The sequence below is a fragment of the Stappia indica genome (assembly GCF_001696535.1).
Classification (GTDB): Bacteria; Pseudomonadota; Alphaproteobacteria; order Rhizobiales; family Stappiaceae; genus Stappia; species Stappia indica.
Window position 1 is genome coordinate 1,644,848 of the sequence record NZ_MBQE01000001.1, and the last position, 25,408, is coordinate 1,670,255.

The window sequence follows — 25,408 nt, forward strand, 5'->3', positions numbered from 1 at the left end:
TCTCGTCGTCATTCCTCAGGCCGCTCAGTAGATGATCTCGTCGTCGCCCTTGCTCTTGGAGAGCATCAGCTCTCCCTTCGCGGCGAGATCCTTGGCCGTTGCGACCATGCCCGACTGAGCCTCGTCGACATCGCGCAGGCGGATCGGTCCGAGCGCCTCCATGTCGTCCTGCATCATCTTCGCGGCACGCGACGACATGTTGGAGAAGAAGAACTCGCGCACCGATTCCGAGGCGCCCTTGAGCGCGATGGCGAGACGGTCCTTCTCGACGTTGCGCAGCAGGGTCTGGCAGCTGCCGGCGTCGAGCTTCATCAGGTCGTCGAAGGTGAACATCAGCGTCTTGATGCGTTCGGCCGAGTCGCGGTTCTCTTCCTCGAGCGCCGCAAGGAACCGGGCCTCGGTCTGGCGGTCGAAATTGTTGAAGATCTCGGCCATCATCTCGTGGCTGTCGCGCCGCGAGGTGTTGGTCAGGTTCGACATGAACTCGACGCGCAGCGTCTGCTCGACCTTCTCCAGCACTTCCTTCTGGATCGCTTCCATCTTCAGCATGCGCGAGATCACCTCCAGCGCCAGCTCCTCCGGCAGGATGCCGAGGACCTTGGCGGCATGGTCGGGGTCGATCTTCGACAGCACCACGGCGACGGTCTGCGGGTATTCGTTCTTCAGGTAGTTGGCGAGAACGTTCTCCTGCACGTTGGAGAGCTTCTCCCACATGTTGCGGCCGGCCGGGCCGCGGATCTCTTCCATGATCAGCGACACGCGCTCGCGCGGCAGGAAGCTCGACAGCAGCCGCTCGGTCACGTCGACATTGCCGTTCAGCGCGCCGTTGCTGGAAATCTTGCGCACGAAGTCGACGAACAGCTCGTCGAGCATGTTCGGCGTCACCGGGCCCAGCCGCGACATCGCCGCGGAGACCTCGCGCACCTCCATCTCGTCGAGTTGCTCCCAGATGCGGCGGCCGTGCTTTTCGCCGAGCGCCAGCAGCAGCACTGCGACGCGCTCGACACCCTTGAGGTCGCGCTCCTTCTCGGTCGCGCTGATCGTCAGGTGGTTGCCTGGGCCGGCCTGGATGCTGCCTGCGATACTCATGCTGCCTCATTCATCCAGCTGCGGATAATTCCGACCGCTTCCTTGGGATAGTCGTCGATGAGCGCGCCCACCTTGGCGATGGTGGCGACCTGCACGGCGCCCTGCGCCTGTGCCTCTTCCAGCCACTCGATGCGCGGCGTGCCGTCGCCCTCTTCCTCGCCGGACCCGGCCGAATGGTCGGCGAGCAGCGCCGGCTCCAGCGGCTGGCCGTCGGCGCCCAGCAGCACGGGAGCGGCTTCTTCTTCCTTGGCCAGGATCCGCTTGACCAGCGGGCGCACCGCGAAGAGCGTCAGCAGCAGGGCGATCAGGAACAGCACGCCCAGCTCGACGAAGCGCATCAGGTCGGCGCGGGTGAAGTCGAACAGGCCGGCCTGCTCGTCGCCCAGCATCGTGTTCGGCGCCTGGGCGAAGCGCAGGTTGACCACGTCGACCTTGTCGCCGCGCCGGTCGTCGAAGCCAACGGCCGACTGCACCAGGGTCTGGATGCGGGCCAGCTCGTCCTCGGTGCGCGGGGTGTAGACCATGTCGCCGTTCGCGTCCGGCGCATAGACGCCGTCGACCAGCACCGCGACGGACAGCCGGCGGATGCCGCCCGCTTCCACCACCTCGGTCTTCACCGACTTGGAGATCTCGTAGTTGACGATTTCCTCGGACTGGTTGGAAAGGTCGCGGTCGCCGGCATCGCCCGTCTGCTGGTTGCCGCCCGGCACCTGATTGCCGGCGGTGACGGCGCCCTGCCGCCCCTGCGTCGAGGAGTTCTCCTCGCGCGACTGGGTCGAGCGGACCACCTGTCCTTCCGGGTCGAAGGTCTCCTGGGTTTCGGAAACGCGCGTGTGGTCCAGCTCCAGCGCCACCCGCACCCGCGAGCGGCCGACGCCGACCACCGAGTTCAGGATCTCCTCGATCTGGTTGCGCAGCCGCGCCTCCATCGACTGGGTGCGCTCCTGCAGCGAGGAGGCGAGGAAGCCTTCGCCCTCGTCGCCCGCGCCGCTGGCCAGCAGGCGGCCGGTCTCGTCGACGATGGACACGAAATTCGGCTGCAGACCTTCCACGGCGGTCGCCACCAGATGCTGGATCGCGCGGATCTGGCCCGGCTCCAGGTCGCCGCGCACCGACAGGACGATGGAGGCGGAGGGCGGCTGCGAATCGCGCTGGAACAGGCGGCGCTCGGGCAGCACCAGATGGACGCGGGCCGACTTGATGCGGCCGATGGACCGGATCGTACGGACCAGCTCGCCTTCGAGCGCCCGCGTCCGGTTGATGTTCTGGACGAAGCTGGTGGAGCCGAGCGTGTCGGCCTTGTCGAAGATCTCGTAGCCGACCGAACCGCCGAGCGGCAGGCCCTGCTCGGCCAGCCGCATGCGGGTGCGGAACACGTCGGCCTCGGGGACCAGCACCGTCGCTCCGTCGTTCTGGATCTGGTAAGGCACCGCCAGGCTGTCGAGCTGGGAAACGATCGCCGAGGAGTCCTCGAACGTCAGGTCCGTATAGAGCGGCGTCATCTGCGGCGCCGTCACCCGCAGCATGATGAAGGCGAAGACGCCCACCAGGATCGCCGCCACGGCGCCCATGGCGCCGAGCCGCGCCGGGCCGAGTGCTTTCACAAGATCCGCAAGTCCGTTCACGTGCCCACCCGTCGATGCTGTCGCGGAAACCCTTTGGCGAGACCGGGCCACCCAGGGCAGCTTCTGGGGATGAGGGGATGGAAAAAAGCCACCCCGGATGGCCGGTAGGCAATTTTTGCCCGCCAGATGGTAAACGAGTGGTTAACGCGCGTTAGGAAAGGGTAAATATCTCGGGATTTCCATCGGTTATCGTCGCGAAATGCGAAAGGAGACCGGCAAAATCGACCGGGTACCGTTAACCTTTGGCCAATCGTAATGAGTCGCGGCACCGCCCCTCGGCCGTCACCCCGGCCAAGCGAAGCGCGCGCCGGGGCCTATTGGTTCCCAGAGCGCCAGCCGTCTCCCACCGCCCCCTCGTTCGTCATCCCGGGCAAGCGCACGTGCGACCCGGGACCGGAGAGCCGATGGCGTATGAGGTGAGCTCCCCAATGAGACGGCCGCCGCTGTGCCTCCCCAGCAAACGCCAAAAGGCCGGCATGGCGGCCGGCCTTCTGGCAACGTCTTGGGAGTTGATCTGCAGAACGGGCCGTTGCGGGGAAGCGAGCCGGCCGGGTACGGTCAGTTCCGATATTGCTGGACGCGCGTCGCGCGCAGTCCGGCCAGGCCGTGACGGTCGATGGAACTCTGCCAGGACAGGAATTCCTCGACGGTCAGCGTATACCGCTTGCAGGCTTCGTCGAGGGACAACAGTCCGCCACGGACGGCAGCCACCACTTCGGCCTTTCGCCGGATCACCCAGCGACGGGTTGTCGCCGGAGGAAGATCGGCGATCGTCAACGGCGAACCGTCGGGGCCGATTACATATTTGACACGCGCACTCGCTCGGTCGGTCATTGTACACTCACACTCAACATGACCACGTTGACTGTGAATGTAACGGTTTGCCTTTAAAAATTACCTAAGCTGCAAGCAACAATTCGGTAAGAATTTGAACGACTCGTGCCCCGCAAAACACCTCGCGAGCCAAGGAAAACCCTGCCCCGGCGGCCTGAACGCGTTCCTTGCAAAATGAGAAGGGGGAAGCGGCGGCGAAAATTTCTCAGGCCCGCGCAAGATTTCGCCGGATACGGAATCGCCGGGCCGGCATCTGGTGCCGACCCGGAATCGGGCGAGAAGGGGATGGGAGAGAAAAAGCCGGCTCAGTCGCGGTTGACCGAAAGCACCGAGCTTGCCGACACGTAGACGCCGCCGATCTGCAGCACCGCGCCGGACGAGGTGAACTCGATGCCGTCGACGGTGCCGGAGATTTCCGTCGCCACCGGCACGGTTGGCCGGTTGTTGGCGTCATACCGGGCGATGGAGATGGTGTATTCGCCGTCCGGCGCGGTCGAACCCGCGGTCGTGCGCCCGTCCCAGCTGTAGGTGTTGCGGCCGTAGGACAGGTCCGCATCTTCGGAAAAGATCACCGCGCCGAGATTGTTGCGCACCTCGACGCGCGCCTTGCCCGCTTCCGGCGTATCGTAGGTCCACTCCGCCTCGCCGTCCTTGAGGCTGGTGGTGTTGCCGGCGGCAGTGACGTTCGTGCCCAGATAGCTGACATAGCTGGAGGCGGTGGTCGCCGCCATCACCGACAGCAGATCGCCCAGCTGATCGTTGGTTTTGATCTGCTGTTCGACAGACGAATACTGCACCAGCTGCTCGGTATATTTGGACGAGTCCATCGGATTGAGCGGATCCTGGTTCTGGATCTGCGTCGTCAGGATCGACAGGAACAGCTCGTAATTGTTCGACAGGGCCGTCAGCGAGGACGAGGTCGTCGTCGCCCCGCCGCTGCCGCCGCTTCCGCTGATACCGCTCGTCGCCATCTCGTCTCACTCCTGTCGCCGCCCAGCCCGAGGCCGCGGCGCCGCCGTTCGAGCGTTTTCAGATCTGTATGTCGAGGGCGCCGCTCGCGCCGGTGACATAGGCCCGTGCCGCTGCCATCGGCAGCGTGTCGCCGTCCTCCTTCTGGAGGCCGCCGCCCTCGCCCGCGGCGAAGCGGTCGTGACCGCCCTCGCCCCGGTCGAATCCGGCGAAACCATTCTGGTTTTTCAGCGACATTTCGAGTCCTCCGCTGTCCAGCTTGAGGCCGGCGGCATCGAGTGCCCTCTCCAGCCCGCGCTGGTCGCGCAGGAACATGTCCAGCGTCTCGCTCCGCTCCACGGAAAGGTGCGCCTTCACCGTGCCGTCGCGCGAGACTTTCAGTTCAACGTCCACCCGGCCGAGTTCCGGCGGGTCCATACGGATCTGGAAGCGCGTTTGCCCCTTCTGGGCAAACCTGGCGACTTCCGCCGCCAGATGAGCGCTTGCCACTGCCACGTTCTGTGGCAGCGCCGCCGTCGATCCGCGCAAGGCGGCGGTTGAAGCATGGGCCTGCGCCTCGGCGCGGCCGATCTCTATGCGTCCATCGAAGCTGCCGTCGAGCGGCGCGTCGGTGCTTGTCTCGCCGGCGCCATCCGTCATCGCCGCCGCGAAGGCGAGCGCCGCTGCGCTCACGCCCGGGCGCTGCATGTCGGCAACCGCCGTTCCCTGTATCGTCTGCGCCTGCGGCTTGGCACCCGGCACCGGGGTGTCGCCGTCCGCATCGCTTCCCGTCGACAGGCTTGCCGAAAGGTCCGCCGCCGCAAGGCTCTCCGCCTCGCCGATGGCGATATGGCGTGCCTCGGCCGAAGCTGCGCCGCGCGGCAGAACCGCGGCAACCGCCGTATCGACGGCCTGCGTCTGGGCCGCGCCCGTCTGCGGCCGCCCTGCCGGCGCCTCGGTCTTCGCCGCAACGTTCGTCTCGTCGGTCTCGACCGTGACCGAAACCTTCGCGTCCGCCGGCACCTTGCTGTCCTGCGGCGTGCTGCTGCTCACCGCCGCACGTGCGACAACCGCCGCGCCCGCAGCCCGTGCCGCCGCATCGGCGGCCGTCACGGTGGCGGTCGCGGTCTTCGCGCCGCTGGCCGGAGCGGCATCGCCGTCCCCGGTCGTGTCGGCGGTCGTCTCTCCGGTCGTCTTTCCTGCCGGCACATCGGCCTGCATCCGCGCCGCAGCCGAGGCGCGGACGCCAGCCGCAACGCCCGCATCCGCCGTCGCCGCGGCTGCGCTGATCTGCAGGCCAGCGGCCTGCGCTGCGGCAGGCGCCGGCGTCGGCGCGGAGACCGTGCGGACAGCGGCGTCCTGCAGTTCGGCCTCGCCGGTTGCCGTTGCCGTCGCTGCCACCGTCTGGGCAGCCGGTGCGCGGGTGTCCGTCGTCGCCGCAAGGTCCTGCGGCAGGGCAACATCGCCAGCCGCGCCAGCCAGCGGTGCGGCCTGCGTCGGCGTGCCGTTGCCGGCCGGCTGCGAAAGCTCGGCATCCGTTCCCGCGGCAAGACCTGCCGCGATCGTCGCCGGGCCGGAACTCTTGGTCTCGTCCGCAGCGGCGGTCTCGTCAGCCTGCTGAGTCGCGACAACCGGCTGCGGGCTCGTTCCGCTGGTCGCAATCGTCTCGCCGCCGCGCTTGGCGGCCGTTGCCAGCCGCAGCGCTTGCGCCGCGACATCGCCGTCCGCGTCGCCTTCGCCGGAGACAGCGCCCGCGCTCGCGGCATTCGTTTCGCCGGTTTCGCCAGCCTTGGCACCGGCTGCGGCGACAATCTCCAGATCACCAGTGGGACCGGCCGCCTTTGCAGCCAGCGACACCCCAGCCTGGGCCTGCGCCCCCACGGCTGCCTGTTCGGCAAGCTGGCCCGCCGCCGCGCCGAGCGAGGCGGCGGCAGCGCCCGTGGCTGCAACACCGGTGGAGACGATGCCGTCGGCATCCGCCGCGACCGTCGCAGTGCCCTGCGCGATCACGCCAGCATCGGCGCCATCCGCAGCCGGCAGCGCCACAGCGCCGATGACGGCCGCCGAGGCGTCCTTCTTGTTGCCGGCCGGCACCGTCGGCAGCACCTCGGCCGCCTTGCCGTTCTGCGCGATCAGCCCGGAGAGAATGCCGGGGATCCCGGTCGCGCCGCTGTCCTTGCCCTTGGCCGCCAGTGCCGGATCGGCATCGCCCGCGGCGGTCTCGGCTGCCGCAGTCACCTCGCCGCCCGCGGCGAGGCCGACCGCCGGCACGCCGGCCTGCGTCCCCGCGATCAGGCGCTGAAGAAAATCGAGCGGCAGCATGCTGCCCGTCTCGCCGAAATCGACGCGGCCCGCCAGATCGGTGGAGATCGCCCGTCCGGCGGAGACGGGTACACCGCCCGCAGAAGTTTTCGCTGCGCCATTCGCCGCGTTGCCGCTCGCCCCGCCGATGGCCGCACCGGCCACCTGCAGCACGCCCTGCACCGCCGTTCCGCCCGGCACCGCACCCAGCAGCGCCGCGAAAGCCGACATCGCGCCGGACGCGCCGTTGGCGCCGTCCCCGCCACCGGCAAGGCCGGTACGGGCAGCCGCCATGACGCCTGTCGCAATCGTCGGGATATGGCCTGCGAGGTTCACGCGTATCTCCGCAACTCTCAAGCGCCGGAAGGGGGATTTCCCGCCAGGCGCCATCTTTCGCAAGGAAGGAGAGCAAATGCCGGGCCAGATTGGAAAAGTCGCGGAAATCCTGACCTTTTCGGTGAACGACCTCTTGCGGAATCGCCGCATGCGCCTCACATGCCGGGTAAAGTTTGCCGGGTGTGGCAAGCTTTGCCGGGCTGAAGCGGCGAAAACCGCCCTGCCGCGCGTCGGCGTCCCCTTTCCCATGGGCGGGGTGATCCGCTATAGTCGCGGGCAACAGAAGCGGGCCGCCAGATACAGAGACCTCACGCGCGTCCTCCAGCACCGTCCGCGCAGAGCCCGACAGCCGCCGCGCAGCGGCCGCCGGCCCGCATCCCGACAGGACCGCAAGGTGACATTCATGCTCAACAGTCTCGACATCAAGAAGCGACCGGAGGACACCCGCGTCGTCGTTGCCATGTCCGGCGGCGTCGATTCCTCGGTCGTCGCCGGGCTGATGCAGCGCGAGGGATACGACGTCATCGGCGTCACGCTGCAGCTCTACGACCACGGCGAGGCGGTGCATCGGGCCGGTGCCTGCTGCGCCGGCCAGGACATCCAGGACGCCCGCCGCGTCGCCGAGCGCCTCGGCATCCCGCATTACGTGCTCGATTACGAGGACCGCTTCCGCGAAAAGGTGATCGAACGCTTCGCCGAAAGCTACATCGCCGGCGAGACGCCGATCCCCTGCGTCGCCTGCAACCAGACGGTCAAGTTCTCCGACCTGCTGGAGACCGCGCGCACGCTCGGCGCCGACGTGCTGGCCACCGGCCACTATGTCCGCTCGCGCCTCGTAGACGGCCACCGCGCGATGTTCCGCCCGGTCGATCTCGACCGCGACCAGAGCTACTTCCTCTTCGCGACCACGCAGGAGCAGCTCGACTTCCTGCGCTTCCCGCTCGGCGGGCTGACCAAGCCGCAGACGCGCGAGCTCGCACGCGAGTTCGGCCTCACCGTCGCCGAGAAGCAGGACAGCCAGGACATCTGCTTCGTGCCGCAGGGCCGCTATGCCGACGTCATCGAACGGCTGAAGCCCAATGCCGCCGAGCCGGGCGAGATCGTCCATGTCGACGGCCGGGTGCTCGGCACCCACCAGGGCATCATCCACTACACGATCGGCCAGCGCCGCGGCATCGGCATCGCCACCGGCGAGCCGCTCTATGTCGTGCGCCTGGATGCCGAGGGGCGCCGCGTCGTCGTCGGCCCGCGCGAGGCGCTCGGCACCCGCGAGATCGTGCTGCGCGAGGTCAACTGGATCGGCCCCGGACGCCTTTCCGACATCCCGCCGGAAGGCATCGAGCTGCACGCCAAGGTCCGGTCCACCCGCCCGCCCAAGCCTGCCGTTCTGCGCCTCGTCGAGGGCCGGGCGGTGATCGATCTCGTCGACGGCGAGACCGGCGTCGCGCCGGGCCAGGCCTGCGTCTTCTTCGACGACGACGGCGACGGCGCCCGCGTTCTCGGCGGGGGCTGGATCGAACGCACCATTCCCGTCAATTCCGGCCTCGCCGCCCCGCGCGCCGAGCCCGCCACAGCGGTATCCCTGTAATGAATGTCGAGTTCTTCCCGGTCAGCCGCCTGCGTCGCCTTGCCGAGCGCGTTGCCAAGCGCCTTGGTCTTGCCCGCGTCGCCGGCCTGTCCACCGGTTCGGTGGAAAGCGCCTATGCCCGCTGGGCGCCGGTCTATGACTGGGTCTTCACCGCGCCGCTGGTCTTCGGCCAGCGCGCCGCCGCGCGCGAGGCCAACCGGCTGAGCGGCGAGCTGGTGGAGGTCGGCGTCGGCACGGGCCTGTCCCTGCCGCTCTACGGCGAGAACCTGACCGTTACCGGCATCGACCTGTCGAAGCCGATGCTGGAGCGCGCGCGCGAGCGCGTCCGCCGCAAGAAGCTGAAGAACGTCGCCACCCTTTGGGCGATGGACGCCTCCGAGATGGATTTCGACGAGGCCCGCTTCGACATCGCCACCGTCATGTATGTGATGACCGTGGTGCCCGATCCCTCCGCCGTGCTCAAGGAGCTGGAGCGGGTGGTGAAGCCCGGCGGCACGGTGATCATCGTCAACCATTTCGCCGCCGACAAAGGCCTGCTGGCGCTGATCGAGCGCGGCCTTGCCCGCTTCGCCTCGACCCTCGGCTGGGACCCGCTGTTCCGCCGCGAGACGGTGCTCGACAACACCTCGATGGAGCTGGTCCGCGAAGAGCGCCTCGGCCCGCTCGGCCTCTTCACGATGATGGTCTTCCGCCGCCAGGCCTGACCGACCGGGCCCCCTGAACGGGAGAAACCGAGCGACGGGCCGGCATGCCGGCCCGCCGGTTCCCGTGTCACATCTTGCCGGTGGAGAAGAACAGCGTCTCGCCGTTGCTGTCGTCGACGCCGTCATTGTCGGTGACCGCATAGCCGGTGCCCGAGGCATCGACCGTGAAGCCCTCGATCTTGTCGACGACGTAACCGCCTGTCGCCTTCAGGTCCGGGATGAAGTCGCGCACCTCTTCCTTGGCAACCAGCGGCAGCTCGCCGCCGAGCGGCGCCGGCACCAGCGCCGAGACCGGCACCTTGTAGAGCTTCTTCAGCCGGGCATTGTCGCCGATCTGGTTGTCCCGCTCGATGAGGTAGACGTGCTCGCCATGGAGCGCGATCTCCGACAGGCCGACCCAGCCCGTCTCCGCCCGCTCCAGCGGATAGCGCACCGCGCCCCATTCCTTCGTGGCGGTGTTGTAGGAAACCAGCTTCACCGTGTCCTTCGGATCGTCCTTCCACGGACGCTGGATCGCGATCCACAGCGTGTCGCCGATCAGCGTCACGCCTTCGGCGCCGAAGCGGGTCTCCCCCGCCAGCAGCTCCGGCGGAAAGGCGACCTGCGCCTTGATCTCGCCCTTGCCGTCGACGCGGTAGAGCGCATGCGGCACCAGCTTGTCGGAGCGCCCTTCCGAGGCGAGCCAGAACCCGCCCTTGCCGTCGGCGACGATGCCTTCCAGATCGAGCAGCTGCGCCGGCTGGCCGGCCCGCGTCACGCGGATCGCATCGGTGATGCGGGCGGGATGGGCGCTGGCATCGATGCGGAAAATCGTCGGCTGCATCGCGTAGGCGCTGTCGTTCACCGCATAGAGAATGCCGGGCTCGCTCGGGTCCGCGGCAAGGCCCGAAAGCGCGCCGAAGCCGATCGGCCGGCCCGCGTTATCCATCCGCGACACGATCATCGGATAGGCGGCAACCCCTTCCGCCCGCTCGTACAGCGTCACATGCGAGCGCAGGCCCGTCTCCTCGACGAGGTCCGCCTCGTTGGAGACGGCGAAGAGGTTGCGCCCGGGAATGGCGACCGCCCCTTCCGGCGCAACGCCCGTCGGCAGCAGCTGGACGAACTCCGGCGCTGCGCCCGTATCGCGATAGACGCCGATGGCCGAGCCGCGCTCGGACAGCACGAAGATCAGCGTGTCGTCGCCGAAGCGCCCGACTTCCAGCCCCTCGGGCTCGACGCCCTTGTTGCCCGAGCGCTTCTCCGGATAGTGGCCGGCCATCGCGACCCGGTACTCGAAGTCGAGACCGCTCTCGTGCAGCACCTCGCCGGACCTGGACAGAATCGTGAAGCCGCGCGAGCCGCCCTCGTAGTCGCCCTCGTTGGCGATCACCAGCCGCTCGCCGCCCAGCCACTGCACCGCATCGGGCTCGCGGGCAACGCCGGTCAGCGTGCCGTCGAAGGTCAGCGCGCCCTCTTCCTCGACATCGACATTCTCCAGATCGACGGTCCCGGCCGGGAAATGCGAGAGGATCTCGCCGCTGGCGCCATCGACGATGGCGATGTGGTTGTTTTCCTGCAGCGTCACCACGACCTCATTGGCCGCGTTGATGTCGACGAACTCCGGCTCCGGGTCTTCCGGGGCAACGGCCGCAAGACCCGTCAGGTCGACCTTGCGGGCATTGGCGCAGTCGGGCAGCCCGTCCTTCACCGGCAGCAGCACCAGAAAGCCCGCCGGCATCTGCGGCAGCGCGCCGTCGTTCAGGTCCTCGTCGCGCTCGTTCTCGATGGCGACGGCAACGAGGTCGCCGGACGGCGACAGGGCAACGGAGTCGGGCTGGCCGCCCAGATCGCAGGACGCGCCGACGTCGCGCGTCGCAATGTCGATGACAACCAGTCGGCCGGACGGCGCCGTATAGCTCTCCGAGGTGTTGACGCCGGCGAACACCTTGCCGCCCAGCACCGCTACCGAGGTCGGCTCGCCGTCGAGGCCGACGAACCCGGCCGGCTTCGGCGCCGTCGCATCCGCGATGTCGATGAAGCCGACGCCGCCTAGCGGACTGTCGGAATAGACCAGTATCATCCCGTCGGCGGTCGCGGCGATGATCTCGGCCGAGGTTTCGGTCTTGCCGTCCGTGCCGGCCGGCAGGTTGGTGTTGACCGGGAAGGAGGCGATCCGGTTGAACACCGGATCGGCGGAGGCCGCGACGGTCGAGCCGAGAAGCGCGGCGGCAAGCGCGCCGAGCACCGAGAATTTCATGGATGTTTCCCCCGAGAATGGCAGGCGGCGCTTACGCCGGTCCGGCAGTGTTACGGGGTGGACATGACATCTGCTTGACAGCAGGACTGAGCTTGAAAAACCCTTTTATGCCAGCGGCTTGTGGTAGCGACGGGCAAGGTACACGACGGCTCCGGACTTCAAGGTGCCATAGAGGATCGAGCCCTTGGCGCCGGAAAACTCCTTCAGGAACCGCCGCATCATGGCGGTCTTCTGGATGCGGCTCATCTTGCGCTCGTCGACCGCGTCGAGCGCGCTGACCACGCCCGGCGACAGGTTGGTTTCGCTCTCCAGCACCAGGCCCGATGCGCCGAGATCCCGGTCCAGCCCCTCGACCATGGTCGCCGCACGCATATCGGCCCAGGTGAAGCAGCCGCCCGGCGCCAGCACCCGCGCCACTTCGCGGGCGAAGGCCGGCACATTAGCGTAGCAATGGGAGGACTCGATGTTGACGACGATGTCGAAACTCGCATCCGCAAAGGGCAGCGCCTCCGCATCGCCAACCTCGAAGGTAAGGTTCGGCGTGTCGGCGTTGAGCTGCCGCGCCCGCCGCACCGTCTCGGGCGAATAGTCGAGGCCGGTCACCGCGGCCGGTGCCATGTAGCGGGCGATGTAGCGCGCTCCGCCGCCCCGGCCCGAGCCCACTTCCAGAACGCGCGCGCCCTCGACCGGCAGCCCGGCCATCGCCTGATGGTAGAGCCCGATGAAGGCGCGCTCCGGCTCGTCCTCCGCCGTCAGGGCAAAGGCGTCGCCCGCCGGCATGTAGCCGTAGTTCATGAAGCGCCAGTCGCTGTCGCGCCAGGTCCTGGAGAGGAGATTGTAGAGCCGCTTCCACGCCCATTTGCGGCTCTTCGGGAAGGCGCCGCGCTCGACCGCACGCAGGATGTAGACGAAGGCGCGGCTGGTCATCGGGCGGGGGTCTCCTGCGCCGCGCCGTCGGCGGCATACTCGTTGGCAAGCCAGGCCCGCCCCTTGCGGATGAGGTCGCTGTCGTCAACCTTTCGCGGATCATAGCCCGGCATGTAATAGCACAGGAAGGACCAGAGGCTGACCCGCGTATAGCCGGGCGAGACCATCTGCAGCCAGGCGAAGCGCGACCAGAACCGGAAGCCGGTGCGGATGCCGTCGGCCTGCGCGTGCAGGCGCACGTTGCGCAGGAAGATCCGCACGAAATGGACCGCCGTGAGGTTCATCGCCGAAACGCGAAGCCCGTAGCGCTTCCAGGCCGGCATGCCGGCCGCTGCCCGCTTGTAGACGTCGAGCGCGACCGCCTTGTGTTCCAGTTCCTCCAGCGCGTGCCACATCCACAGGCGCCGATAGGCCGGGTGCGCGTTGGAGAGGATTTTCTGGTGGCGCAGCGTCATGGTCGAGAAGTTTGCCGTCAGATGCTCGACCGCACAGGTCACCGCCAGCCGCAACAGGGGCACGTTGACGCTGCCGAGCACCGACTTCACCGGCCGCTCCATCGCCTCCACGTCGTAGCCGAGCCTCGCCAGCGTGCGGTTGTAGTCTTCGTGCTCGCGCGTGTGGAACGCCTCCTGCACCGCGTAGCCGTTGATTTCCTTGATCAGTTCCGGGTCGCCGAGCTTGGACGTATAGTGCTTCAGCGAGCGGATGAAGAACCGTTCGCCTTCGGGCAGGAAGATCGAGAAGGCGTCGAACATCGCGGTGCGCATCGGATCGCCGTCGAACCAGTGGCGCTCCGGATTGCCGGAGATGTTGAAGCGGATGTCGCGCGGCACGATCTCGTCGTCGTCATGCTCGCCTGCCCAACCGGGCATGGTTGCGCTCGTCATTAATACGGACCTTCTGGAATGTTGGACGCAACGTAAAATGAGCGAGCTGCCCTTGCAAGACGTCCCGAGCCTCCGTCACACATATGAGTCACACCGGCGCTAGGGTCCAGCCAGAGGCCGCCGATGCGGCCCGCTTCCGGCCAGCGACAGGAGAGCCAGCATGGATCGCGACACCCAGCCCGACATCGATTTCGAGGACTTTTCCTTCGACGCATTCGACGAAGCCCGCCGCCCCGGCCCGCAGGCGACCGGCTTCGACCAGGTGGTCGAGCGCGCGCTGAGCCGCCGTGGTTTCCTGGGCGTTCTGGCCTATGGCTCGGGCGCTGCCGCCATGGGCCTCGGGACCGGCGTGACCGGCCTGCTGTCGTCCGTCTCGGCCGAAGCCGCGACCTCGCGCTTCGCCTTCACGGCCGTGCCGATCGCCACCGACGCCACGGTCCACGTGCCCGAGGGCTACACCTGGCAGGTGCTGGCACGCTGGGGCGACCCGCTGTTTTCCGATGCCGGCGAGTTCGACCACGAGACCGGCGGCGATGTCGCCAGCTCCGCCCGGACCTTCGGCGAGAACACCGACGGCATGGAGCTGTTCGTCGTCGGCGGCCGCCAGGTGATCGCGGTCAACCACGAATACGTCAACCCGAAGCTGAACCTGCCGAAGAACGACAAGGGTACCCCGGCAAGCGCTGACGACGTGCGCAAGCTGCAGAACCTGCAGGGCGTCACGGTGATGGAAGTCGCGGAAGGCGAGGACGGCTGGCACATCGTCGTCGACAGCCCGCTCAACCGGCGCATCGACCACAACACGCAGATGCGCCTTTCCGGTCCGGCCGCCGGCCACGACCTCCTGAAGACCGAGGCCGATCCGACCGGCACCGCCTCGCTCGGCACCTTCAACAATTGCGGCGCGGGCCGCACCCCGTGGGGCACCTACCTGACCTGCGAGGAAAACTTCAACGGCTATTTCGGCTCGACGGACGAGGCCTTCGCCCTGCCCGAGCACTACAAGCGCTACGGCATCGGCGCCAAAAGCGTCTATTCCTACGAGAAGTTCGACGCCCGCTTCGATGTCTCGAAGAACCCGAACGAGCCGCACCGCGCCGGCTACATCGTCGAGATCGACCCGTCCGACCCGGCTTCCGTTCCGGTCAAGCGCACCGCCCTCGGCCGCTTCAAGCACGAGAACGCGGCGCTGACGCTGGCCCGCGACGGTCGCGTCGTCGTCTACATGGGCGACGACGAGCGCGGCGAGTTTCTCTACCGCTTCGTCTCGAGCGGCCTCTACACGCCGGGCGCCGACACCTCGGGCCTGCTGGACGAGGGCACGCTCTCCGTCGCCCGCTTTGCCGACGACGGCAAGGGCGAGTGGGTCGCGCTGACGCCGGAGGCGACCAGCATGTCGGCGGCCGAGATCGCCGTCTTCACGCGCGTCGCCGCCTCGAAGGTCGGCGCCACCACGATGGACCGGCCGGAATGGGTCGCGGTCAACCCGGTCGCGGTCGAGGCTTACTGCGCCCTGACCAACAACACGCGCCGGGGCGTCAAGCCGAATGCCGGCGGCGACGAGACGCCGGTCGGCGGGCCGAACCCGCGCGCCGAGAACCAGTACGGCCAGATCGTGCGCTGGTATCCGGACGGCGATGACCACGCCGCCGACAGCTTCGCCTGGGACCTCTTCGTCATGGCCGGCAACCCGGCCGTGCACAAGGATGCCTATGGCGGCTCGGACAACGTCAACGAGGGCAACATGTTCAACTCGCCCGACGGGATGATGTTCGACACGACCGGCCTCCTGTGGATCCAGACCGACGGCGAGGACAGCAACGAGGGCGACTTCGCCGGACAGGGCAACAACCAGATGCTGGCGGGCGACCCGGCGACCGGACGCATCGAGCGCTTCCTGACCGCGCCCGTCGGCTCGGAGGTGACCGGCCTGACCTGGTCGGCCGACCGCCGCACCATGTTCGTCGGCATCCAGCATCCGAAGGCGCCCTTCCCGGACGGCGACGGCAAGCTCGCCCGCTCCAGCGTGATCGCGATCAAGCGGGCGGACAACGCGCCGGTCGGCTGAGGCGGCCCCGGACCGCACTTATCCCCGCCCTGTCCCCGTTTGCGGGCGGGCGAAACGACCCGGCGCGCGGCGAAAGCGGCGCGCCGGATTTTTGAGACGATTGAGAGAGTTTGGGAGGCCGATTCTCGAAATTTCGCAAAATTTTGCAAAATCGTCTCAAGGCGGTTCGAACGGCAATTTCGAGCCGGCGCTTGCGCCAACCTGCACTTGACTGACAGGATCGCGATCGCGAACCGGCCCGCCCCGAAGGGCCGATCAGGGAGACAGCGATGACCGACGCGATCACCATCGAACTCGAGCAATCCGGCAGCAAGGGACGCTACGTCGCCCGTGTCGAGGGCCGCGAAGGCGAGGCCGAACTGACCTTCTCGATCGCCAGCGAGACGCTGGTCATCGCCGACCATACCGGCGTCCCGGAGAGCATGCGCGGCACCGGCATCGGCCTTGCCATGGTCGAGCGGCTGGTCGCCGACGCGCGCGAGAAAGGCTTCCGGATCATGCCGCTCTGCCCCTTCGTCAACGCCCAGCGCAAGAAGCATCCGGAGTGGGCGGACGCCTTCAACGTCTGACGCAGCGGCGGTCTCGCCAGGTCCTCCTTGCCGACCAATCCGTCGAAAACACCGATGGAAATGGTCTTTTTTCCGTCGCACTCCATGTCATAGTCTGCAGTCTCACCACATCATGGGAGTCGGCGGCGCTGGACGGAGCCTCGCGCGACGGAGGAGAACCGATGGACGACTTGTCTGGGATCGACGGCGCGCCAGCCCCGCGGAAGACCGCGAAGGACTTTCCGCAGGAGCTGCTGGAGCTCTACGATTTCTACGCGCACGGCCGGATCGACCGCCGCGAATTTCTCGACCGGGCGGCCAAGTTCGCCGTCGGCGGCGTCACCGCGCTGGCGCTGCTGCGCCAGCTCTCGCCCGACTACGCGCTCGCCCGGCAGGTCGCCCCGGACGATCCCGCCATCGAGACCTCGCGGATCACCTACGATTCTCCGAACGGGCACGGCACGGTCAACGCCTATCTGGTGCGCCCGGCAGGCAGCACCGGCAAGCTGCCGGCGGTGCTGGTGATTCACGAGAACCGCGGCCTCAACCCCTATATCGAGGACGTCGCCCGGCGCATGGCCAAGGCCGGCTTCATGGCGCTGGCGCCCGACGGGCTGACCTCGGTCGGCGGCTATCCAGGAGACGACGACCGCGGCCGCGAACTGCAGCGTACGGTCGATGCGACCAGGCTGCTCAACGACTTCTTTGCCGGTTTCGAGCATCTGGTCGCCCGCGACGACAGCACCGGCAAGGTCGGCGCCGTCGGCTTCTGCTATGGCGGCGGCGTGGTCAACGCGCTGGCGGTCGCCTATCCGGAGCTGGGCGCGGGCGTGCCCTTCTACGGCCGCCAGGCACCGCTTGACGGCGTGTCGTCGATCGAGGCACCGCTGCAGCTGCACTATGCCGGGCTCGACGAGCGCATCAACACTGGCTGGCCCGCTTACGAGGCGGCCCTGCAGCAGCACGGCAAGAGCTATGAGGTGCATTTCTATCCGGGCGCCAACCACGGCTTCCACAACGACACGACGCCCCGCTACGACGAGACGGCGGCGAAGCTGGCGGAAGAGCGGACCATCGCCTTCTTCCGCAAGCATCTGGCCTGACACGCGAAAACGGGCGGAGCCATGCCCCGCCCGCGTACCGGGAAGGGCCCGGGAGAAGGGCGCCGCCCCTCCTCCCGGACCACCGCCAAGCGTCGCCTCACTCGTCCTTGACCACTTCCGTGAGTTCCCAGACGGCGACGCCGGCAGAGCCGAGATTGCCGACGACGATCAGCGCCTCGCCGATGATCGCCGGCACGTAGTAAAGCGCCTCCTGCACGTCGGGCACGAACAGGAAGCGGGTGGCCTGACCCGGAATGACATTGGTCAGCGCCCGCGACAGGCCGAGCTTGGCAAGCTTGTCCTTTTTGGGACTTGCCGCGTAATTCCATGAAATCATTCCGATATTGGCAAAGCCCCATAGCGTGATCGTCAGCTCGCCGGTATAGGTGCGCGCCTTGCCGCTGAGTGTTGCGAGGATCAGGAGCCCGCGCGTCGGCCCGGCGATCACCTGGCAGATCCAGATGACGCCGGCAAAGCCGGGATCGCCGGCCGGGCAGCTCGGCGCCGGCGAACCGGGCCGGATCAGCCAGGGCATGGTCGCGAAGGTGGTGACGTAGCGCATCAGCACGGCGGCAAGGCCCGCGAGGTTCTTGCCCTTCGGCGTCCAGCTCTTCGAATAGGTCTTCAGCCCCTCCGGCACCTTGCTGCCCTGGTCGGGCATGGCACCGGTGGAACCGAGGAAGCCGGTAAGCCCGTCGGTGAAGATGCGGACCACCATCGCGGCGGCATAGATGCCGAGCGAGACGCCGGCCACCACCTTCTCCGACGTGCTGTCGAACAGAACCTGCTTTTGCGTCGTCATGCCGAATTTCGACTTCACCCAGTCGACGGTGACGTAGTTCTTGTAGGCGTCGAGCGAGGCCTGGTCGGGGAACGGCGCCTTGCCGGTCGCCAGCTTGTAGATCAGCGTTGCCGGGATCGCGACCAGCCACGAGGCGATCTGGCTGACCCGGATCGACAGGGTCTTGCCGGTGAAGAACTTGTAGAGCTGCGACAGGACCGGGATTTCCCATTCCGAGAACAGCACGTCGCGGAACGACTCCACCACCTCCCGCACGAGATCCATCAGCGTCGCAATGACGCCCTTGGCCGCGTCGAGCGCAAACAGGGCGACGCTCTCCATCAGCTTGATGACACCGCTCATCAGGAGGTTGAGCGCGTTGTTGGGGTCATCGCCGATGGCGGTGAAGAAGGTCAGCGCCTCGTCGAAAGCCTCCTTGCCGTCGCCGAACTGGAAGTTGTTGGCAAGGTCCTCCATCATCGCCAGCAGCCCGTCGAGCGCGCTCGACAAGGCGGTCGACCGCATCAGGCTGGCCGCCCCGCCGCCGCCCTTCTCGTCCGCCTTGCCGCCATTCTGCTCATAGGCGTTGGAGAACAGATTGTGCTCCATTTCATAGGCTTGCTCGTCGGTCATCTCCTGCTGCGACGAGAACTGGTCGTAGGTCGGATTGTCGTCCTTGTTGAGCTCGTCGATCATCGTGTCGACGACCGACTGGAGCGACTCCTTCAAGGTGTCGATGCCCGACAGGATCATGTCCTTGACGTGGTCGACGCCCGCCGCCGTGAAGTCGAGCAGCACCCGGGTGTTGTGTTCCACCGCCTCGGCCATGCGCTGGAAGTCGCCGAGGTTGAACAGGAAGGCGAGCCATTCGAACAGCTGGCGCAGCTTCACCTTCAACCAGTTCCAGACCCCTTGCACGAAGTCGAAGGCCTGCTGGACGAACTCGATGATCGCCTCGAACACCTTGCCGGCGATCTCGAACAGCACCCGGCCGATACCGTCGATGATCTCGACGACGATCTTGGTCAGCCCGTCGATGACGTAATTCGCCGCGTTCTTGATGCCGTTCCACACATCGCCCCAGTCGATGCCGAGGAACCCGGCGACCTCGGCGCGGTCGTCGTTGGCCGCCGAGGCCCGCATCGCTGCCAGCCGCTCGCCCTTCCAGTCGGCCACCTGCGCGAGCGTCATCGGCTGGTATTGCGGAAAGCCGGAGCTGAAGTCGATGGACCAGGCTGTACCGGACATGGCCCGGAGATCCAGCCGCGGATCGAAGCCCCGCGCCGCCTTGCGCCGGGAGACCGTGTGATAGACCACCCGCGCGGCCGGCGTCTCGCGCTGGCCGGCAATGTCCATTGACGCCTGGGTGATCTGCTGCAGGCTCTGCGCATACTCGTCGCTGGAGCGATACTGCGCCGGCAGCAGGTAGTTGCCGGAAGCATCCTTAGCGTTCTTGATGTCGGCAACCGAAAGACTGGCGAGCTTTTCCTGCAGCTGCAGGTTCGGCTCCACCACGATGGGCGTGCCGGCCAGCGTTCCCGGCGTCTCGATATAGACCGTCGCTGCTGCCAGCGCCGTCGCCTGCTGGTAGATCACCAGCTTGCCGCCCGGCCCGGTCTGCGCCGCAACCCGGTTGAGCTGGCTGCACCGGTAGGAGCGGCCGTCGACGAACAGGGTCACAAGGAACGAGGCCTGGATCGAGACCGGCGCGAAGGACAGCGGCATGCCGTCTTCGTCCAGAACCACCACCTCCAGCGCATGGGTCTCCACCGGCACCATGTCGTTGTCCTGGCGCAGCAGGTCGATGCGCTGGTCGAACCACTGGCGCGAGGTCGGCGACTGCCAGAAGCGGGTGAGATCGCCCACCGCCGACACGGTATAGGCCTCCGCATAGCCGGCCCGGTCGCGCCCGACGGTGAAGATCGTCGCCTTGGATCCCGGATCTGCCGGGATCGCATTGCCGAGCGGAAACAGCGTCTGCCACACCGGCTCGGCGCTGCGCCCGCTGCCCGGCGCCTGCCCGGCGCGCCACAGCCGCCCGTCGGTGCCGATGCCGAAGACCTGCAGCAGGTCGTCGAAGGTGACGGAGGCGTAGATCTCGGTCAGCGGCACACTCTGCGCGGGATCAACCTGGATCCAGTCGTCGAACTGCTTCACCGTGCCCGACTGGTACTTTTTCTCCTTTTTCAGCAAGAGCTTGCCGGTGCCCTGCTCGACCGCGAAGATCGCCAGCCGGTCGTTGGCATCCGCAACGACATAGAGCGCCGTCGCCTTCTTGGGCCCTAACACCCGCAGCGCCGAGGTGCGGTCGCTGGTCTCGCTGAACAGGACCGAATTGTCCTTGCCGATGGCGAAGATCGCTGACTGCACGGAGCTGTTGGCCACCATGGCGATGCTCTTGACCTGCGCCTGCGTGCCGCCCGGTCCCATCACCGGCGCCCAGACGGGCCCCGCCCATTCGCTAGTGCCCGGCTTGAAGAAATTGTTGGCGAGCAAGCCGTAATCTTCGCCCGGCACGTCGAGCATGACATTGACATAGACATTGCCGGTGATGCCGCGCGCGCCGCGGAACTGGCGGATGGTCTCGCCTGCATCGCGCGGCTTGGTCTCGCGCTGGTAATAGCTGCCGGTGGTCGCCTGGTATTCGGCCAGCGACAGCTGCCCGCTGTCGCCCAGCGTCATGATGTTGGGCGTGTCGCTGCCTTCCGTGCCGGACGTGTAGAGGAACAACTGACGCCCGCGAATGTGCAGGTCGGTGTCCTCATAGGGCGCCATCGACTTCTCGCCGCGGCGCAGGCGGTAGATCTCGCCTCCCGTGCCGATGGTGTAGAGGTCGAGATCGCCGGCGCCATTGGCGTAGGTGACGATATCGGTGCCGCCGAGCGCGGGCCGGGAGAGCTGGAAGGTCTCCATGTACTTGGTACTGGCGCGCGCTGCCGGGCGCTCGCCCGTGTCGAGTTCAGCAAAAACGGACCTGGGCATCGCAATCATGGAAACCTCCCGAAAATCTGGCCGGTGAAAGAGACAGGTCGAAAGGGGACGCCGCCCGGTCGGCAAGCCGCCGGGCGAGTTGCAGTGCCGGCGCGCGCCAGAGCGGGCGACCATGGGCGTTGCAGTAAAGGGGGCGATCCTGCGGACGGCGGTCGGCACGGTCGCGTGCGTCCACCGGGGCGAGCGATGCGGCAAGGCTGTCGAGGCCGGGTGCGCCGCAGGCCCTCGCACGCAGTGCGGCAATCGCCAGCTCCGCCGGATCGGCGTAGTAGGGACTGAGCACCCGCATCGCCGAACGGGTCGGCGCGTGCGGCGCAAAGGCTGCGGAGATGCGCCCGGCAAGCCGCGGCATCAACGCGGTGAGCGCACAGCCCGAGCGCCCAGCGCCGCAGGCGGCAAGCGCCGCCAGCACGTTGAGATTGACCGTCAGGTCGACAGGACCGGGATCGCCGTCCAGAAACCAGGTGCGCAACAACGGCGCCCGCGCGAACGGCGGATCTCCGCGCCGCAGCGGCCCGCAGGCAAGGCGCGGCAACAGGCCCGCAAGCCGCACCAGCCCTTCGCGCGCATCCCGGCGGCGGCCGGCGACCAGCGCCATCCAGGCGAGCGCCGTGTCGTCCGCATCCGGCGGCAGGCTGTCGATCAGGCGAGGTCCACTTCCCCCTTGCGGATAAAAGCGGAAGGCCCCCGGCAGGTTCGCGTCCTCGCAAGTCTCGAGAAAATCGAGCGCCCGCGCATGGGCATGGGTTACCGCCTCGCTGCGGCTGAGCGCGGCAAACAGCAGCGCCACCTGCGCGGTGACGAAACAGCTTTCGTCGGCGATCACCCCCGCCGGCGTTTCCACCTGCGAGGGGAACGCCCCGGACGGAGCCTGCAGGGCCAGAAGATCGGCCAAAAGATCAGCCGGATGCGGGACGGGCTCAGCCATCGCGACCTCCCGTGTGCGGAACCGGCAGCGCGAGCGTCGCCGTGACGCGCGGCGGCTCCTCACCCGCCAGCACCATGCCGATGAGCCCGTGCCGCTGCAGCGGGGCCTCGCCCTCGCTGTGCCAGGTGTCAAAGGCCGCGAAGGCCTGTCGGTAGGCCGTCATGTCCCAGCCGCGCGCCGCACCCTCGGCGAGCAGCGCATCGGCGATGCGCGCGTCCGGGCCGAGCAGGGCGGCAGCGTTCGAATAGAAGGTGAAGGCCACCGCACGGGCGCGCTGCGCCCGGCCTTCGCCCGCCAGCCGGAAGGCGACGGAAAAGCCGATGTCGCTGGAGGGGATCTCGAAGCGGACGCTGCGCCCGGTCAGCCGCTCGACCAGCCGACGGACCTCCTGCCCCCGCGGGACAAGGCCGAAACGAGTCATCAGCGTGTCGAGATCGCCGGCAAACAGCGGATCGGTGCGATAATAGAGTTCCAGCAGCCCGCCATCCGGCGTGACACCTGCCATGGTCGGCCGCAGGTTCCGGCCCGCCAGAACCGGCGGCACGCCGGCAAGCCGCTCTTCGAAGGCGGCCCAGAGCGGGCGGCCTTTCGCGTCGATGAGGGACGCCACCTCGAGATAGAGCTTCGCCGCAAGACCACCGGCTTCGCCCGGGCGCAGGCCCGCCCAGGCGCCGTAACGGCACCCCGCCCGTTGCTGCCAGCAGGACAGCCGCTTGGCCAGCCGCAACACGTCGGGCGCCGGCTCAGTGCCGGAGACCGCCCGGCAGAGCGACAGCGCCGCCTCGAGCCGGCTTTCGGGCTGTGCCCCGGGAGCAGGGTCGAGACTGATGCGCGGATCGCAGCCCGGCTCGCTATCGGCCCAGACGAAGGCTGCCTCGAGCGGGGCACCCGAAGGCGTCAGGTCGCTTGCCGGTTGGCCGGCCTTCAGGATCTCCGGCGGCAGCACGATACGGGCCGCCGCCAGCAGGCGGTCGAGCGTCGAAACGGCCGCAGCCGGGCCAGCCCCCGCCCGCAAGGAAGGGAGCGGTGCCGGGGATACGCCCCCCGGCCCCTGCTGCAACCGCGCGCTCCCGGACGGGATCGGCGGATGCATGACCGGTCACCCGCCCTGGCGCATCCGCACGGCCAGCGCCTCAGGCTCGATCACCTGATGCACGAGACCGGGCGTCACGGTCGCCGGCGGCAGCGCCGGCAGTTCAACCGACAGGCGGCCGGAGACTTCCTGGTTCGCCAGCTCGCGGGTCGTACCGTCCTTCAACACATAGACGGCCGTGTAATAGAACTCGATCGTCGGTTCGGCGATCGGCCGCTGGATGCCGTAGAACCGCTCCAGATTGTCGACGACGACGCCCGACGGCGCGCCCAGCAGGCTGAACAGGATGACGTTCTGCTGCGAGGCCTCGGCCTCGACCCGCTCCGCGCGACTCATCTCGTGGCGCGGCCGGGTCAGGAAGGCCGGCACGGACTTGCCGAACCTCTCCCGCGCCTGCGGCTTCAGCTGGAACATGGTGAGGTTGACGCTGGAAACCTGCGTCCAGTCGATGAGGCTGCTGTCGACCTTGATGCTGTAGTTCTGCACCGTGTTGGTGATCGTCAGGGTCTTGTATTCGCTCGACTGCCGATAGCCGTCGAGCGTGAAGCTCTCGCCATTCGAATAGAAGATCGTGCCGGAGAGGTTGAAATAGGCATTGTTGGTGTTGTCGACCGCCTGGAAGTTCCAGCGCGGCTCGGCGAAGCTCAGGAGGCCCGTCGGCTGCCAGTTCGACCAGGTGTTCTCCGCCAGCCAGCTGTCGCCGTTGTTGAGCGGGTCGAAATACTGGGCGTTGACGTCGACCAGCAGCAGCGTCGTCGTTTCTGTCGTGTAGTTGAACGCGCGCAGCGTGAACTGGGTGAACAGCCCCTTCGGATCGGCGACGAACACGATGTCCGCATTGCCCGATCCCGTGAAGTCGGGGGCCGACGACAGGGCGCCGGGCGGCTCGGAGACGATCTCGCTGTTGTCGGCCATCTGGTAGCGCAGCCGGTAGCTGTAGTTCTGGCCGATGGGCAGGTTGTAGAAGCTGTCGAAGCGGACGCCGTTCTCGACCCCGTTACCGGTCAGGGTCTTGGTCTGGACGATGGCCGGATTGCCCGCCGGCGGCGCGAAGAAGAAGTCGATATTGACCTCCCGCACGCCGGCCGGACCGGTGAAGGGAATGTTCTGGCCGATAAACGTCACTTGCCGTGTGCCGAAGACGTTCGGCGTGATGTTGACCAGCGTGTCCGTCGTGGTGATCGGGTCGCTCTGGAAGGTCTTGCCGTCCTTGAAGTTGATCACGTAGCTGTAGGTGAATTCCGGATTGTAGCTGCCTCCGGAAAAGTCGCCCGGCGCCTCGTAGATCTTCGAGGACTGGTCGCCGTCGGTCACGATCAGCGTGAACGTGTTGTCCGTCTTGCGGGTCGGATAGGTGACGGTCACGGTCACGGTCTCGGCCACGGGATCGTCCGTGCCGGAGCGGTTGAGCTCGCCGATCAGGTTGAACACCACCGAGAGCTTGCGGTTGTCGACCTTGGTGAAGACCTGTTTCCACTCGTCGGAGGAGAAGCGGCGCATGAAGCTGCTCACCGGCGTCGACCAGTCGATCACCGTGTCTTCCTGGTAGGTCTGGTTGAACGAGGTCGTTGCCGAGACGGGATTGGGGCCCGTCGCCATGACGGCCGCCGCCGCCACCGTGTTGGCCACCTGGTTTTCCAGCGTCGTCCAGCCCCAGTCGCGCACCCGCTGGGCCAGCTCGTCGCTGCTGCCCGGCCCGAGCTCGACCTTCACTTCGCCGGCGCCCGACTGGCGCAGCACCTGCTTGACCTCCTGCAGCACCTGCTTCTGATTGCCCCAGGTGTCGCGAACGGTCTTGTACTTCTTCTCGTATTCGATGGCCGCCTCGGCGGTGTAGATCACCGTGGCCTTGGCGCCGAGCAGCTTGGTGAGAACCTGCATCTCGTATTCGACGCGGAAGGTCGAGGCGCCGCCCGCATCGCCGCTGAAGGCGTTCTTGAAGCTGTTGACCGCTTCCGGCGTCGCCAGCTCGATCTGGAAGGCCGCGACATTGGTGCCGTAGAGCGTCGGCTCGACCGCCAGAACCTGATTCTCGCCGGCGATGTCGTAGTAGAAATAGGCCGTACCGCCCACCCACACGAAGCCGCCCCAGGAAATGTCGTTGCCGAGAATCTCTTCGGCCGCGCGGCGCGCCTCGACCGGTTGCACCAGCTCCATCTCGAAGGTGCAAAGGCCGGCGATGCCGCCGCCGTTGGAGGTGTACTCGGTCAACCCGAAGGAGGGTGCGCCGTCCAGCGTCCGCAGCCGCGGAACCGGCACCATGTACCAGAGCTTGGGATCGTCGTGGTCCTGGTAGACATAGGTGACGCCGCTGGCGCCGTACTCGATCTCGCGAACGCTCGAGACGTCGAACATCACAGCCCTCCATCGAAAAAATTGAATGAATCTGGAATGCACTCTATGCGCGAACATTCGCAC

The 25,408-nt window shown here is 67.4% G+C and carries 17 protein-coding genes; 5 read left to right on the forward strand and 12 right to left on the reverse strand.

All coding sequences use genetic code 11. From position 1 onward, the window contains the following. Positions 1-24: 24 nt before the first annotated feature. The 5 genes from fliG to BBX35_RS07775 form a co-directional block, all read right to left on the reverse strand. Positions 25-1,089 (reverse strand): flagellar motor switch protein FliG, encoded by a 1,065-nt coding sequence (fliG, locus tag BBX35_RS07755; protein WP_067217843.1) that lies wholly within the window; start codon positions 1,087-1,089, stop codon positions 25-27. Beyond that, on the reverse strand, positions 1,086-2,714 hold the full coding sequence (gene fliF, locus BBX35_RS07760) for a flagellar basal-body MS-ring/collar protein FliF (RefSeq protein ID WP_067217846.1): 1,629 nt from the start codon (positions 2,712-2,714) through the stop codon (positions 1,086-1,088). Before fliF ends, fliG begins: the two co-directional genes overlap by 4 nt. A 558-nt stretch (positions 2,715-3,272) precedes the next feature. Further along, a complete protein-coding gene (gene sciP / locus BBX35_RS07765; RefSeq protein ID WP_067217848.1) occupies positions 3,273-3,548 on the reverse strand; it encodes a CtrA inhibitor SciP in 276 nt (91 codons plus the stop codon). Positions 3,549-3,853: 305 nt separating this feature from the next. Next, positions 3,854-4,519, reverse strand: coding sequence for a flagellar hook assembly protein FlgD (locus BBX35_RS07770; RefSeq protein WP_067217851.1), 666 nt, complete (start codon positions 4,517-4,519; stop codon positions 3,854-3,856). Between the two features lie 58 nt (positions 4,520-4,577). Next, complete coding sequence (locus BBX35_RS07775) at positions 4,578-7,133, reverse strand: flagellar hook-length control protein FliK (RefSeq protein WP_067217853.1); 2,556 nt, start codon at positions 7,131-7,133, stop codon at positions 4,578-4,580. A 403-nt stretch (positions 7,134-7,536) separates the two neighbouring features. Between BBX35_RS07775 and mnmA the strand changes: the two genes are divergently transcribed. Then, entirely contained in the window at positions 7,537-8,721 is a 1,185-nt protein-coding gene (gene mnmA, locus BBX35_RS07780) for a tRNA 2-thiouridine(34) synthase MnmA (protein ID WP_067217855.1), read from the forward strand. Continuing rightward, complete coding sequence (locus BBX35_RS07785) at positions 8,721-9,425, forward strand: class I SAM-dependent methyltransferase (RefSeq protein ID WP_083206080.1); 705 nt, start codon at positions 8,721-8,723, stop codon at positions 9,423-9,425. Before mnmA ends, BBX35_RS07785 begins: the two co-directional genes overlap by 1 nt. 67 nt (positions 9,426-9,492) lie before the next feature. Here BBX35_RS07785 and BBX35_RS07790 read toward each other — a convergent pair whose 3' ends face one another. The 3 genes from BBX35_RS07790 to BBX35_RS07800 form a co-directional block, all read right to left on the reverse strand. Next, positions 9,493-11,664 carry an esterase-like activity of phytase family protein gene (locus tag BBX35_RS07790; protein WP_067217857.1) on the reverse strand — a complete coding sequence of 724 codons (2,172 nt, stop codon included), beginning with the start codon at positions 11,662-11,664 and terminating at the stop codon, positions 9,493-9,495. A 105-nt stretch (positions 11,665-11,769) separates the two neighbouring features. Next, a complete protein-coding gene (locus BBX35_RS07795; RefSeq protein ID WP_067217860.1) occupies positions 11,770-12,591 on the reverse strand; it encodes a class I SAM-dependent methyltransferase in 822 nt (273 codons plus the stop codon). Then, entirely contained in the window at positions 12,588-13,478 is an 891-nt protein-coding gene (locus BBX35_RS07800; RefSeq protein WP_083206081.1) for a metal-dependent hydrolase, read from the reverse strand. The genes BBX35_RS07795 and BBX35_RS07800 overlap by 4 nt, the downstream gene beginning before the upstream one ends. Before the next feature lie 160 nt (positions 13,479-13,638). Here BBX35_RS07800 and BBX35_RS07805 point away from each other — a divergent pair, with 160 nt between their 5' ends. The 3 genes from BBX35_RS07805 to yghX all read left to right on the forward strand — a co-directional run bounded on the left by BBX35_RS07805 (position 13,639) and on the right by yghX (position 17,197). Then, the gene (locus tag BBX35_RS07805) at positions 13,639-15,546 is read left to right on the forward strand and encodes a PhoX family protein (protein WP_067217863.1); all 1,908 of its coding nucleotides are present in this window, start codon (positions 13,639-13,641) and stop codon (positions 15,544-15,546) included. A gap of 269 nt (positions 15,547-15,815) precedes the next feature. Next, positions 15,816-16,115: a GNAT family N-acetyltransferase gene (locus BBX35_RS07810; protein WP_067217865.1), complete on the forward strand. Its 300-nt coding sequence runs from the start codon at positions 15,816-15,818 to the stop codon at positions 16,113-16,115. A 161-nt stretch (positions 16,116-16,276) separates the two neighbouring features. Continuing rightward, positions 16,277-17,197: a YghX family hydrolase gene (gene yghX / locus BBX35_RS07815; RefSeq protein ID WP_067217867.1), complete on the forward strand. Its 921-nt coding sequence runs from the start codon at positions 16,277-16,279 to the stop codon at positions 17,195-17,197. 97 nt (positions 17,198-17,294) lie between these two features. Here yghX and BBX35_RS07820 read toward each other — a convergent pair whose 3' ends face one another. From BBX35_RS07820 to BBX35_RS07835, 4 genes are read right to left on the reverse strand one after another with little or no spacing between them, the layout of a single operon-like run. After that, entirely contained in the window at positions 17,295-20,969 is a 3,675-nt protein-coding gene (locus BBX35_RS07820) for a PLL family lectin (RefSeq protein ID WP_141687832.1), read from the reverse strand. Beyond that, complete coding sequence (locus BBX35_RS07825) at positions 20,938-21,897, reverse strand: hypothetical protein (RefSeq protein WP_067217872.1); 960 nt, start codon at positions 21,895-21,897, stop codon at positions 20,938-20,940. The genes BBX35_RS07820 and BBX35_RS07825 overlap by 32 nt, the downstream gene beginning before the upstream one ends. Continuing rightward, the gene (locus BBX35_RS07830) at positions 21,890-22,990 is read right to left on the reverse strand and encodes a hypothetical protein (protein ID WP_141687833.1); all 1,101 of its coding nucleotides are present in this window, start codon (positions 22,988-22,990) and stop codon (positions 21,890-21,892) included. Before BBX35_RS07830 ends, BBX35_RS07825 begins: the two co-directional genes overlap by 8 nt. 6 nt (positions 22,991-22,996) lie before the next feature. Then, positions 22,997-25,345, reverse strand: coding sequence for a hypothetical protein (locus BBX35_RS07835; RefSeq protein WP_067217878.1), 2,349 nt, complete (start codon positions 25,343-25,345; stop codon positions 22,997-22,999). Between the last annotated feature and the right edge of the window lie 63 nt (positions 25,346-25,408).

Excerpts from the sequence above, each read along its gene's own strand:
- fliG (WP_067217843.1), bottom strand. The coding sequence starts at position 1,089 with ATGAGTATCGCAGGCAGCATCCAGGCCGGCCCAGGCAACCACCTGACG.
- sciP (WP_067217848.1), bottom strand. The coding sequence starts at position 3,548 with ATGACCGACCGAGCGAGTGCGCGTGTCAAATATGTAATCGGCCCCGAC.
- BBX35_RS07770 (WP_067217851.1), bottom strand. The coding sequence starts at position 4,519 with ATGGCGACGAGCGGTATCAGCGGAAGCGGCGGCAGCGGCGGGGCGACG.
- mnmA (WP_067217855.1), top strand. The coding sequence starts at position 7,537 with ATGCTCAACAGTCTCGACATCAAGAAGCGACCGGAGGACACCCGCGTC.
- BBX35_RS07785 (WP_083206080.1), top strand. The coding sequence starts at position 8,721 with ATGAATGTCGAGTTCTTCCCGGTCAGCCGCCTGCGTCGCCTTGCCGAG.
- BBX35_RS07790 (WP_067217857.1), bottom strand. The coding sequence starts at position 11,664 with ATGAAATTCTCGGTGCTCGGCGCGCTTGCCGCCGCGCTTCTCGGCTCG.
- BBX35_RS07795 (WP_067217860.1), bottom strand. The coding sequence starts at position 12,591 with ATGACCAGCCGCGCCTTCGTCTACATCCTGCGTGCGGTCGAGCGCGGC.
- BBX35_RS07800 (WP_083206081.1), bottom strand. The coding sequence starts at position 13,478 with ATGACGAGCGCAACCATGCCCGGTTGGGCAGGCGAGCATGACGACGAC.
- BBX35_RS07805 (WP_067217863.1), top strand. The coding sequence starts at position 13,639 with ATGGATCGCGACACCCAGCCCGACATCGATTTCGAGGACTTTTCCTTC.
- BBX35_RS07810 (WP_067217865.1), top strand. The coding sequence starts at position 15,816 with ATGACCGACGCGATCACCATCGAACTCGAGCAATCCGGCAGCAAGGGA.
- yghX (WP_067217867.1), top strand. The coding sequence starts at position 16,277 with ATGGACGACTTGTCTGGGATCGACGGCGCGCCAGCCCCGCGGAAGACC.
- BBX35_RS07820 (WP_141687832.1), bottom strand. The coding sequence starts at position 20,969 with ATGATTGCGATGCCCAGGTCCGTTTTTGCTGAACTCGACACGGGCGAG.
- BBX35_RS07825 (WP_067217872.1), bottom strand. The coding sequence starts at position 21,897 with ATGGCTGAGCCCGTCCCGCATCCGGCTGATCTTTTGGCCGATCTTCTG.
- BBX35_RS07830 (WP_141687833.1), bottom strand. The coding sequence starts at position 22,990 with ATGCATCCGCCGATCCCGTCCGGGAGCGCGCGGTTGCAGCAGGGGCCG.
- BBX35_RS07835 (WP_067217878.1), bottom strand. The coding sequence starts at position 25,345 with ATGTTCGACGTCTCGAGCGTTCGCGAGATCGAGTACGGCGCCAGCGGC.